General features: G+C 51.0%; 12 protein-coding genes. 5 read left to right on the top strand and 7 right to left on the bottom strand.

What is annotated here, in order from left to right; all coding sequences use genetic code 11:
- Positions 1 to 66: 66 nt before the first annotated feature.
- On the top strand, positions 67 to 1,377 hold the full coding sequence (locus HZR20_RS13025) for a sulfatase (RefSeq protein WP_181687175.1): 1,311 nt from the start codon (positions 67 to 69) through the stop codon (positions 1,375 to 1,377).
- On the top strand, positions 1,377 to 2,813 hold the full coding sequence (locus tag HZR20_RS13020) for an oligosaccharide flippase family protein (RefSeq protein ID WP_181687174.1): 1,437 nt from the start codon (positions 1,377 to 1,379) through the stop codon (positions 2,811 to 2,813). The genes HZR20_RS13025 and HZR20_RS13020 overlap by 1 nt, the downstream gene beginning before the upstream one ends.
- On the opposite strand, the gene HZR20_RS13015 is transcribed toward HZR20_RS13020, so the two are convergent.
- The 4 genes from HZR20_RS13015 to HZR20_RS13000 form a co-directional block, all read right to left on the bottom strand.
- The gene (locus tag HZR20_RS13015) at positions 2,810 to 4,393 is read right to left on the bottom strand and encodes a glycosyltransferase family 39 protein (protein WP_181687173.1); all 1,584 of its coding nucleotides are present in this window, start codon (positions 4,391 to 4,393) and stop codon (positions 2,810 to 2,812) included. The two genes, HZR20_RS13020 and HZR20_RS13015, sit on opposite strands and share 4 nt — an antisense overlap.
- Before the next feature lie 93 nt (positions 4,394 to 4,486).
- Positions 4,487 to 5,404, bottom strand: coding sequence for a hypothetical protein (locus HZR20_RS13010; protein WP_181687172.1), 918 nt, complete (start codon positions 5,402 to 5,404; stop codon positions 4,487 to 4,489).
- Positions 5,404 to 5,601 (bottom strand): hypothetical protein, encoded by a 198-nt coding sequence (locus tag HZR20_RS13005; protein WP_181687171.1) that lies wholly within the window; start codon positions 5,599 to 5,601, stop codon positions 5,404 to 5,406. Before HZR20_RS13005 ends, HZR20_RS13010 begins: the two co-directional genes overlap by 1 nt.
- Positions 5,588 to 5,797 carry a hypothetical protein gene (locus HZR20_RS13000; protein ID WP_181687170.1) on the bottom strand — a complete coding sequence of 70 codons (210 nt, stop codon included), beginning with the start codon at positions 5,795 to 5,797 and terminating at the stop codon, positions 5,588 to 5,590. Before HZR20_RS13000 ends, HZR20_RS13005 begins: the two co-directional genes overlap by 14 nt.
- A gap of 103 nt (positions 5,798 to 5,900) precedes the next feature.
- On the opposite strand from HZR20_RS13000, the gene HZR20_RS12995 reads away from it, so the two are divergent.
- From HZR20_RS12995 to HZR20_RS12985, 3 genes are all read left to right on the top strand, one after another.
- Positions 5,901 to 6,770 (top strand): hypothetical protein, encoded by an 870-nt coding sequence (locus HZR20_RS12995; protein WP_181687169.1) that lies wholly within the window; start codon positions 5,901 to 5,903, stop codon positions 6,768 to 6,770.
- Positions 6,771 to 6,859: 89 nt separating this feature from the next.
- Positions 6,860 to 7,750, top strand: a complete 891-nt coding sequence (locus HZR20_RS12990; protein WP_181687168.1) for a hypothetical protein — start codon at positions 6,860 to 6,862, stop codon at positions 7,748 to 7,750.
- 64 nt (positions 7,751 to 7,814) lie between these two features.
- On the top strand, positions 7,815 to 8,732 hold the full coding sequence (locus HZR20_RS12985; RefSeq protein ID WP_181687167.1) for a glycosyltransferase family 2 protein: 918 nt from the start codon (positions 7,815 to 7,817) through the stop codon (positions 8,730 to 8,732).
- A 24-nt stretch (positions 8,733 to 8,756) separates the two neighbouring features.
- Here the strand turns inward: HZR20_RS12985 and HZR20_RS12980 are convergent, their stop codons facing one another.
- The 3 genes from HZR20_RS12980 to rfbC all read right to left on the bottom strand — a co-directional run.
- Entirely contained in the window at positions 8,757 to 9,644 is an 888-nt protein-coding gene (locus HZR20_RS12980; RefSeq protein WP_181687166.1) for an SDR family oxidoreductase, read from the bottom strand.
- Positions 9,645 to 10,874, bottom strand: a complete 1,230-nt coding sequence (locus tag HZR20_RS12975) for a DegT/DnrJ/EryC1/StrS family aminotransferase (RefSeq protein WP_181687165.1) — start codon at positions 10,872 to 10,874, stop codon at positions 9,645 to 9,647. It lies immediately after the preceding gene.
- 62 nt (positions 10,875 to 10,936) lie between these two features.
- Positions 10,937 to 11,488, bottom strand: a 552-nt coding sequence (gene rfbC, locus HZR20_RS12970) for a dTDP-4-dehydrorhamnose 3,5-epimerase (RefSeq protein WP_220132789.1), incomplete at its 5' end; no start/stop codon positions are given.

The following is an 11,488-nucleotide window of genomic DNA, read 5'->3' as shown; positions in this document are numbered from 1 at the left end:
CGAAGGCCAGCGATATCCCGTGGGATTCAGCAGGTAATAAGTTTGGTGAGTGCTACGAGTCTAACAATGAATCTTGCTCTCGTCACTGTAGATTCCCTCCGTGCCGACCACATGAGTTGTTACGGGTACGAACGTGAGACAACACCAAATATTGACGATTTAGCGTCTCGATCGCACCAATTCACTAATGCGTTTTCCCACGCATGTGCGACACGCCCTTCTTTCCCATCGATTATGACGTCTACACACGGACTGCTGTACGGAGGTTTTGACCATCTCTCAAACAAACAGGTACCTATTGCTGAACCGCTGTCCGAGAACGGTTACTCAACGGGAGGATTTCACTCGAATCCATATCTATCCTCGAAATTCGGGTATGGTCGAGGGTTCGACACATTCAGTGACCTTGAGGAAGACCCCAGTAAGTTAGCCAGTCTCCGAAGATATGTTTCTAATAACCTCAGCGGACCGATACACGATTTCTTTTCTTGGGCTCATGAGAAGACGGAAAAACACACAGGGATCGATGTAGGATCGTACTATCAGAATGCAACAGAACTCACCGACGAAGCTCTAGAGTGGGTGGAAACTGCAGAGGAACCATGGTTTCTATGGGTGCACTATATGGACCCCCACCACCCTTACGTTCCACCGGAGGAACACCAGGTGTTCGGTGAGGATCTCTCTCAGCGGCGCGGTGTACGCCTCCGGCAACAAGTCCTTGATAATCCAGATTCACTCACGAAGGACGACTGGGATGATCTGATCGCGCTGTACGATAGTGAGATTCGATATACCGATGCTCAGATCAGTCGATTGATTAACGGAATCAGAAACGCAACGTGGATAGTCACCGCTGACCACGGTGAAGAATTCTATGAACACGAGAATTTCGGGCACAAGAACCGATTCTACGAGGAACATATTCACGTCCCGCTCCTCCTCGGTGGTACAGAAGGGAACGATGTCCATGACCAACTCGTCGGCCTGAACGACGTCCCTACAACCTTGCTGTCCATTGCTGGTGTTGACGCCCCTGATACCTATCGCGGTCAAGATTTCCGCGAGAGCAGCCGAGACCAAGTCCTCGGCGGCTGGGCCGGTAACAAGGGAACCGACCTTGACAGCGCACGATTAATGACTAGGACAGATGACGAAAAATACATTCGAGATATAGCGGCCGGCACTGAAGAACTGTACGATCTCACCACAGATTCCGATGAACAGGTGAACCTGTACGGTAAGTGCGATGCCGATGAGCATCTCCAAGCTGTCGATGACTTCGTTGAGGCCATTAAGCATGATTCGACTGCCAGCGACCGTGTAGAGATTGGTGACGACCTGAACAATCGACTTGAGCACTTAGGATACAAGTAATGAGTCGAGAGGGTGGTTTTGGGCTAGAAGTATCCAAGGGGTTTGTGGCGAAAGTCATCCTGATGGTCATTGGATTCCTTGGCAGTATCGTCTTCGCCCGCACGCTCGGCCCCGCAGTTTATGGCGCGTACCACGTTCTGGTGTCGGTCGCGAACATCCTTGATAATCCTATTCGCGGCCTCGGAACTGCTTGCCAGAAGCGGATTTCCGAACACGACCGCGACAACGGGGCAATACTAACGATCGGCCTTGGTGGTACCACACTAATCGGTGCTGGGACCGTCGGTATATTGTTTGTAGCCAGTCCGTATCTTGATGTATTTGATATTCAAAACGGCACGGTTTTAGCCGGAATTGTGTTCATAGGACTTATCTTTTTCAAAATTCTTCAGCCGTTAATTTCAGGAACTGGACATTTCGGAACGTCAATAGTTCTCGACATGGTCCGGTCGATATTCACAATCCCATTACAGTTGTTCCTTGTCTCGTTCGGGTTGGGTGTCGCCGGCATGGTGTATGGGCTTGCTGTTGCTTCGCTAGCAATGGTCCCTATCTCGCTATATGTCCTCAATACGAGGCTATCAATACCGAGTAGACAGACAGTTCGTGATGTTCTCTCATACGCGAAGTTCTCGATTCCAAATGGATTCATCGGATCTGCGTACGGCCAGCTTGACATTCTTCTCCTCGGGGCCGTGTTGGGGTCGGGCGCGTCTGGCCAGTACAAAATCGCCCTCCAACTCTCGCTCCCCGCCACTCTTCTGTCAATGGTGATGGGAACTGGACTCCTCTCAGAAGTGAGTTCTAGGGAAAGCCAAGATAAAGAAATCGCCCAGCAAGTGACGAACAACGTAGTATTCGCATCGTTACTTGCAATACCAATGTTCTTCGGTGCACTTGCGATGCCTGAGTCGATAGTTGTTACTGTGTTTGGGTCGGAATATCGACATGCCGCTCCCCTGTTGGTCGGCCTAATGATATACCAAATAATCCGAACGCAGTCTTCACAGATATCGTCAGTTATTGAGGGGATTGACCGTCCTGATCTCATGCTCTACCTCAACGGCGTGACGCTTGTAGTGAACCTAACGCTGGGTATCGCTCTCGTTTATCAAATCGGGGTAATCGGTGTTGTAGCAGCAACTATCGTTGCTGAAGGGACAAAATTCGGTACTATGACAGCTGTCGCGCGCAAAGAAGTAGCGTACGACCCCCTCCCAAGGCCGGTTGTCTACGAAGCTATCGCAGGAGGTGTGATGTTCATAGTCGTCAAGATGATTCATCAATGGTGGGGCGTTGCGTCTTGGTTTGATCTCCTCGCTCTCGTCGGCCTCGGAGCAGTGATTTACGCAGTTGTACTCGTTTCTCTCTCGGATATCTTCATGCATACCGCCAGGCAAATTCTCTCTGATGCGCGTGCTCAGTACCTCACCTAGCGGGCATTAGACGTCCGTGAACAGGTCTCGAAAACTCTAATATCTCCTGTCGACTTGACGGGCTCGTGTCCCTGGAGATATCTGTTGACAGGATTTGTTTCAGGGGTCTTCTCAATCCATGGCTTTGAGACAGCGACCACACACGGCTGCGATTCGTTGAGGACAGTTTCGATATCGTTGTAGTCGGTTCCGACGAGTGTCACTGGTCGGTTCTCTGTATCGAACTGCTTTGTTTCGTGAACATTCTTGGTGAACCGGCTAACTCGGTGCTCGCCTAGATGCCACCGGTATGGGAGAGGATTCGAGACAACCGCAGTCGATGATTCGTGTCGGTCAGCACTCTCTACGATTGTATCAGATGCGTCATCAATCCCCGTATTCGTTTGGATTGGATCACTAATCACGGTCGTCGCAAAAGCGGGCGGAAATACAGCGGCGACGAAAAGGATGATGACAGCGGCAGTTGTCATGGACCGCACAGATGGAAGTACGTCAAACCAATCTTGTCTGACGTCAACGAGCGTATTTGCAGTTTGAACGATTCCCCAAGCCGCGGCTATCGAAAGTAAGGGATACAGCGGGACAAGATAGCGCTCCAGTTTCACAGACAATAGCGTATGTATGAGAAGCGGGCCGAGAAGGAACCCAGCTAACCCGATCCGAACACCACGATCACCGAACCGCCTTGGGGGGGCCGTTACCGCGGTTACAAGCCCTACTAAGTACGGAACGCCGCCGTACGAAGTAATCCAGTACACGAAAGCCCACACTGGTGGATAGTAATACACCTGGCCTGCGACTATCGTCCGGTGGCCGTTCGCAAGGTGATCGAGGTTGTGTACGATCGCCGCTGCGAATGCGAACGAAACACCGCCAATCCAAGGGATTGAGAACAACGACTGTGCTATCTGCGGCGGATCAGCCCCGCCGTAGTACCCGGGTGCAGGTGAGAATGCGAACGGGAAGTACACGATGAGGAAGGTCAGCGTGGCGCCGACAGTGAACCCCCCTGCGATCGCGCGCCATTCTTCTCGTTGTTTGATGAGCATCCACACGACCACTGCGACGGCACCGAAGACATAAATCGCTCCCTGGACCTTTGTCGCACCGGCTAGGACAGTCAGCCCACCGACAAGTCCAGCACCGCGCCACCCCGAAGAGTTCCGGACCCACCAAACAGTTGCCCCGAACAGTAGGGTCACGATCAGCGCGAGTGGAACGTCGAGCATCGCCATAGTTGCGTAATAATTGTACGCAGGCAACAGCGCCAGTAGCGCAGCGGCGATGGTCCCTACAGACCGGCCGACTGCGTACCGCCCAACCCAGTAGGTCGCGGCGACAGAAGCGATTCCAAAGATAGCGACCGGGGCTCTAATCGCGGTTGTTGACGCCCCGAAGATGGCCTGTGAGAGGCCGATGAAATATTTCGCGAGAGGAGCATGCATGTGCGTTGGGTTACCATACATATACCCCTCGAACATAGATAGGCCAGACTGGGCGTAGAACACTTCGTCCATCGTCACGCCGCCCTCAAGGACTGTCGCATATCGTAACGCGAGCAGCGCCGTAATCGCGTACACTTCGCCATGGCCTCGTATCGATTGGACGACGCTGCTGGTTGTACATCGTACCGGTCTCATCATGGTGTTTGCTTCGAGATGTCGGACGCCACGTTAGTATTCGTCATATTGAATCAACGATTCCAGTAGCTCGTCATAGTCGCCATTCGAAATATGGTTGTATACCACAGGAGCTGCCCCAAAAAAGGCCAAATCAAGGCGATCTTTGAAGTCATGGTTTAGAACCTGACTCCGGATAACCTGGTCTTTTAGTGTATCACAGCGCTCAACGTAGTAATCTGGAAACTCCCCTCCATAGTCAAAGAGCCCTCTACAAACGAGATGCAAAAGTTCGTCGGGCGGAGAGGGGACAAAAAATCCCGCATCTGTCCGCTTTCGCCCTTCAAAGAGAGCAGTCTCAAGACGTGGATCGACGCGAACCATCGACCCGTCCATCGGGGATTCGTACACGAGATGATTGACGTAGTGAAGCGTTACATCACCGCTCCGGAGTTTGATGCTCGAATATCCCCCGCCTATTGTCCCTTTCTCCTCTCCGTCAATCAAACGCTCTTTGAGTTTTACGAGAGCGCTACCAGGTGATCTCAGAACGAGCTCAGCAGTCTCTCGTGGATTATTTCGAGCAATCCGTACTGTTTCGAAAACTCGTGAAAGCTTCCCGGACGCGGGTGTATTCTCAGTTGAAGTTAGCGTCTGGTTGAGAATTCCGAACACATTTCTTGGGTTACGGTACGCGAACCGAATTGCACCGATCGGATCCGAGAGAATTCCAGAGAGAAGACCTTTCATTCCTCCCTTTACAATAGAGCGATCTTCGAACCCTACTGACCGACTGGCTATCTTTGCCTGATCGTAGTCGTCTTCGGCCACGACGATGTCGACATCGTTTCCAGGGACTTGCTTGGGGAGATTTCTATACCCACGCGGAACGACGTACTGCACGTTTTCGTCCTCAAGCGCATTGAAGAGTTCGATTATTTTCGACTGGTCGTCGACGTCAAACTCAGTCATTATTCTTCTTTCATCTCGTCGAGGGTTGTATGCCCCTCGGATACAGTCCGTACGAACCGCTCAAACTCTTCGGTCGAAAACACGATCCGAAGACTATCAATATGCATGTGAATCGTGCCGTCCGCGTTATACTCAACCGTGTACTCGGTACCGTCGGAAAGTTCAAACTCCGCTAAAGTTTCCTCAATAATTCCCATCGTCTAGCCTCCTTAGCGCCGTTGTAAGTTCCTCAGTGAACGTACCGAAGTCATCAATCGACATCTCAACGCGGATATTTCGCCAGTGAACATGGACTCCTTCCCCAACATTGTCCTCAACGATGATCTCATCACGGGAAATCAAATCCAACCCCGCGTTCTCAGTTTTCGCAAGTTCGAATACGAGGACGTTCACGGTCCTAGTTGATCAATATGGGTTATAGAGTCTTCGGAACGAACCGAATCGGACAGATGCTGATAGCGAAATCCTCTTGCGTTGTCATAGTTTTTAGGCTTTCATGAAAATACAACGCTGGCTCCGAGAAAATCTTGACCATGGGGGGTCCGATTTGCTGGCTATTCGTCTATACGAGCGGGCCTTCATCGGAACCTCACCACTCAATTTTGTCACTCCCGCTGCCAATCTCTATTGGCGTCTCGCACCGTCATATTATCGCTGGAAGTTTGGACAGAACCTCCGCCAATACGAATATCCACCAGACCCATTCAAAATTCTGTGGGTATGTCCCGATCAAATCGAGAAATACACTGGCCGTCAATTCCCCCCGTGGGAGCATCGAGAATATCATTTCGGCCGAGTAGAAAATGGTGAGTGGGACCGACAAGACCCAAGAGATAATCCGAAGGCGGCACAGTCTGCTTCCATCGCGGATCGTTTTTCAAATTCTGTCCTCTATCAGTCCTTCAAGAACCACTTTCGGTCTGGAATGCCGTGGGAAGAAACTGAGTTGTACCAACGAGTCCGGGATCGGATTGACAACGAGTCATACGACTGGCCAACATCTGAAAGAGATCTCCGAGAACGATACGAATCACTGGACGCGCTCTACGAAGAGATCATCAAAAACGGGTATATGACACAAATGGATCTCAGAAAGCAGTCTGACACTGTTGATCCAGGGTTCAATAACTCAGGTGATCCAAAGGGGTTTCTTGAGCGGTTCTCCCACGAGATAGCCGTAGATATCGGACGAGATGGAGAACTATTGTTCGTTGACGGGCGACACAGACTTGCGATTGCGAAAGTTGCGGAGATACCCCAAGTCCCGATTGTCGTGTTAGTCCGTCACGAGAAGTGGATGGAGAACCGTAATCGCGCTGGACGGAAAAAGAAAGTGACAAGTCATCCGGACCTTGATGATCTGTGAGAAGGGCGAGTAAGACGTCTAGGGGCAATTATAGCATCGACACCGATGAAGGCAACAGCAATAAACACTCTCATCATAGAGTCTAACTAATGACATCGTTGGCCTTCGTCTTTGCCGCCGGTGAGGGGACATACGACGAGCAAGGACTCTATCTCGCTCGCTCTATTGCCCGTACCAATCCCGACGCCGAAATATACGCGTTCGTGCCTGAGGCGGAATCGCCTGCTCACGAGGACGACCTCCGGGATCTCGGCACAGTCATCCAGGGGAAACAGACAATTCCCGACTATGGCATCTCAACGAAGATCGATGCGCTGGCTGCCGCAGAAGAGATCGCTGATGAGAATTATCTGCTGCTGCTAGATACTGATACGCTCGTTTTGGACGAAGTGACCGCTCACGAAAGTGGCGCCGATCTCTACCTCAAGCCCGTGGATGTGGGCCAGCAGTTCTGGGGACGGAAATCACAGTCCGAAGCGACATGGCGTGCCCTCGCTGGCGATCTCGCCCTCCCTGCCCCGAAGTGGAGCCACGAGAGCACGTTCGATCACCGTTCAATCCCTCCCTACTGGAACGCCGGATTCGTTCTCACACGTACCGGCGACTTCGGGCGGCGATGGATGGAAGCCGTTGACACAATCTATCCGGATATCCCCTACGAGTGGCACACAGATCAGGTTACCCTCGGATTGCTCTCACAGGAGTGCGATGTGGAAACGCTGGACAACCGCTACAATTACCCGCTCCATCTCCGTCTGCGCGCCCCTGCTGACCTTGTCGTCCTCCATTACCATGCCTTCGCGAACCTACACAAGGCCAGTCGATACGAGAAGTTTATGCGGGATATTGACCTCTGGGAATTGGTACAGGAGACAGACTACTCGTATATTTCTGGCGTATGGCGTTACGCGAAGCGGAAGACACTGCCCCTAAACGAGGAACACATGCTGGAACGGCTATACAATTGGATCCTCAACTGAAGATCGAGTATGGTCGGAAGGTAACCCGGAAACCTATAAATCGGCGAGTAGAACGTCAGCCTGAATGGTCTCACTTGTGAGCGTCGTTTTGCCCTATTATCAGGGCGAAGCGTATGTGGAATCTGCACTCCGGAGTGTGGATGCCCAGACCCACTCCGAAATCGAAATTGTTGTGATTGACGATGGATCGAGAACGCCTGCCACCGAAGTTCTTGAAGGTGTTCGAGACGACCTTGACGTACCGCTACGCGTGCTTCGGCATGACGAGAATCGGGGAATTTCCGCCGCTCGGAACACCGGGGTAAACGCGGCGCGTGGGGATTACGTGACGATCCTTGACCAAGACGATGCAATGCATCCGGAGAAGATCGCCGCTCAGGTCAAGCGGATGGAGGAGGAACCATCGCTTGGGATGACGCTTACGAACGTCCGTCACATCAATGCAGACGGAGTACCAATCCGGATCCGAGACCTTCGCGACGGGATCGATTCGGAATCAACCGAAGAGCTCGTCAGAGAACTATATAGATGTTGGACAACGGAAGCGGGGCCGCTCCCGTTGACGACTGAACTTACCCGATCTGAAGTTTATGACGAAATGGGTGGTTACGATACGAGCCTCTATGGGGCCAACGACCGAGAGTTCCTGTTCCGGGTCGCCGCTGAATATGATGTCTCAGTTATCAATTCTCCTCTACTCGACAAACGTTACCACGAGAAAAATGCCTCCAATGCAAGTCGGAAATTGCTAACGGATCGGCTACATTTAACGGACAAGGTCCTCAATCACCACCCGTGGCTGGAGCAGTATCACGACAAACGCGCAGCGTTTCTCTTGTTACTGATGTTTCGGGCGGACCTCGCAGACGGAGAACTTGGGGCCGCGGCTAGCTCATACCTATCGGCGCTCCAATTGGCGCCCTTATTTACTCTCCGCCGGACCATCGTATTCCCTGTAAAGATACTCCAGCAAGCGACTTAAGCTGTGTCAATCGTGTGCCCGCGACTATGGCTGGATCGTGACCATGGTCTCAAGAGCGTCGTGAATTGATCGCATCGTTTGACCTGTCGCGCGCTCCAACTTGCCGTTTGTGAGGTGGTTACTCGGTCTACTTGCCGGGAGTGATGCCTTGTCGGAGTGGCCGCGTTGCACCATGTCCGGATCGTAGCCAAATGATGTCGCGATAATCCTTGCCCACTCGTGGCGACTCAAGAATTCCTGACCAACGACATGCCAAGTCCCTGTCTTGGCATCTTCGAGAAGATCAAGGACCATTTCATTGCAGTCCGGGACGTACACTGGCGTGTTGTGCCAGTCTTCGAATACTGGGAACGGCTCCCCTCGTCTCAGCCGGTCCAGTGTCCACTCAACGAACGTCTTGGATTGCCATGGCTTTGACCAGCAGAACGGCTGATCGATACGACAAACGGTATGCCGGATATCAGAATCGAAGACAAGGTTCTCGGCTGTGATTTTTGTCTCTCCATAAACATTGACAGAGTTTCGGGAATCCGGCTCGTCATAAATCTCTTGGTCACCATCAAACACGAATCCTGTCGAGAAAAATAGAAGGTGGGATTCAGTGTCTTCACAGGCCCTCACTACGTTCTTCGTACCATTAACGTTTACTTCAGCTGCTTTCTCCTTATTGCGTTCACAGGCGTCAACATCAGTCATCGCAGCGGAGTGGACAACCACGTCGGGTTGGACCGACGAAACGACTTGACGAACTGTCGCTTGGTCACGTACGTCAAGCTTGTAAAGTCGCTCACCAATATTTGTATCAGGATCACTTGAATAGTATGTGGAGAAAACCTTGTGCCCTTTCTCACTTGCACGTTTTACTAGATCCCATCCGACAAGCCCCGAACCCCCAGTTACGAGAATCCTCATCTATGCCTTCTTTTCGAAGAGATCCTCAAACGCTCGCTCCATGTATGCTATCTTTTCGTCGGTGAGTGATTGATGACAGCCAATGACGAACGCATTCTTCATTACGATATCGGCGTTCGGGATGTCGAATGGGACCCGATGCGTGATGTCTTCAAATCCAGGGTGCCGGAGGATGTTGCCTGTCCAGAGGGACCTAGTCTGGATGTTTCTGCTTTCGAGATGTTTAATCACATCAACACGGTCAAATGGAGCCTCCTCGGTAATCGTCAGTGGGTATGCCAGCCAGGCAGTTTTAACATCCTCTCGTTCATCTGGGAGGATGAACCAGTCATTATACTGTTCAAAGAATTTCGTCAACTTTTTGAAATTATATCTGCGTTTTTCTGCGAAGCCTTCGAGTTTTTCCAGTTGACGGAGGCCGAAAGCGGCGCTCGCTTCTAGCGGCAAGAAGTTATATCCAACCTCATCAAAGACAAACTTGGAGTCATAGGTGATGTCTCCCAACTGAGTTTCAAGCCGTTCATCAATAGTGATGTCTTCATCAACCGCAGACTTTCGTCCCCACGCACGGAGCTTCTTGGCCTTGTTGGCATGTTCTACATCGTTGAAACTAACCATTCCGCCACCGCCAAATGCAGTGATCACGTGTGAACCGTAGAAACTGGTAGTAGACACGTCAGTAAATTTCCCTGTGGGCTTCCCTTGAATTGTTGCTCCGATCGTATCACAAGAGTCCTCAATCAGATATAAATCATGTTCATCCGCGATTTCGCGAAGGCGTGGCCAGTTCGGGATATTTCCAGCTAATGCGGGGACCATAATTGCTGCTGTTTCGTCTGTGATTGCTTTCTTGACCTTATCGACTTGAATTTGGTAATCCCCTATACTGATATCGATAAAAACGGGAACGTGGTTGTTCTGCACGATCGGTGCAACCGTCGTTGAAAATGTAGTGACAGGAGTGATTATCTCTGAATTTTCGGGGAGTGAAAGAGATTCTATCGCCAGCATGTTGGCGGACGACCCCGAGTTAGTCATGACTCCGTGTTCTTTCCCAAATTCAGTTGCGATTTCCTCTTGAAACATCTCAGTATAGTCTCCTCCGACTAACTGCTCGGGGTTTTCGAGGACATCTTGAACTGCTTGCTTCTCTTCTTCTCCATATGTCGCCTTCGCGTATAATACGCCTTCTATATCCGTGTCAGTTGACGCGTTGGATTCATCAGGCATAGCTCATTCGTGTCTATGGCTCACCTAAATATATTCCGAAAGTATCATTGCTGAACTTTCAGCTAATCATTACGCCATTCTTCCAATGTGGGCCAGTTCGCATCCTGATCAGAGACAATAGGCTCACAGTCTATCGGCCATTCTATATCGAGATACGGATCGTCCCAGGCGAGTCCGCAGATGTGCTTTGGCGTGTACTCATGAGATCCTTTATAGTGGACGATGGTATCGTCCTCCTGTACTAGATAACCGTGCGCGAACCCCTCAGGGACATAGATCACTTCCTTGTTCTTCCCTGAAAGCGTTCGCGTTATGTACTCACCGAAGCAATTCGAATCCCGCCGGACATCTACGATGACATCAAACACTTTCCCCTCAATCACGTGAACAAGCTTCGCTTGCGCAGCTGGTCCATCCTGAATATGAAGTCCTCTAATGGTGTTCTTCTGAGACTTCGAATAAAAGTCAAGGACGAATTCTTCTCCAATTCCAGCATCTGAAAACACTGATTTATCAAACGATTCAAGGAGATATCCACGCTCATCTCTGTAGACATCTTGAATAGCGACTTGTACTCCTGGCAATGACAGAGATTTGAATTCAAACGCCATGCG

Source organism: Halorhabdus salina, assembly GCF_013839425.1.
GTDB lineage: Archaea > Halobacteriota > Halobacteria > Halobacteriales > Haloarculaceae > Halorhabdus > Halorhabdus salina.
The sequence above is the reverse complement of the archived record's forward strand: the minus strand, read 5'-3'. Positions and strand labels throughout refer to the sequence as shown.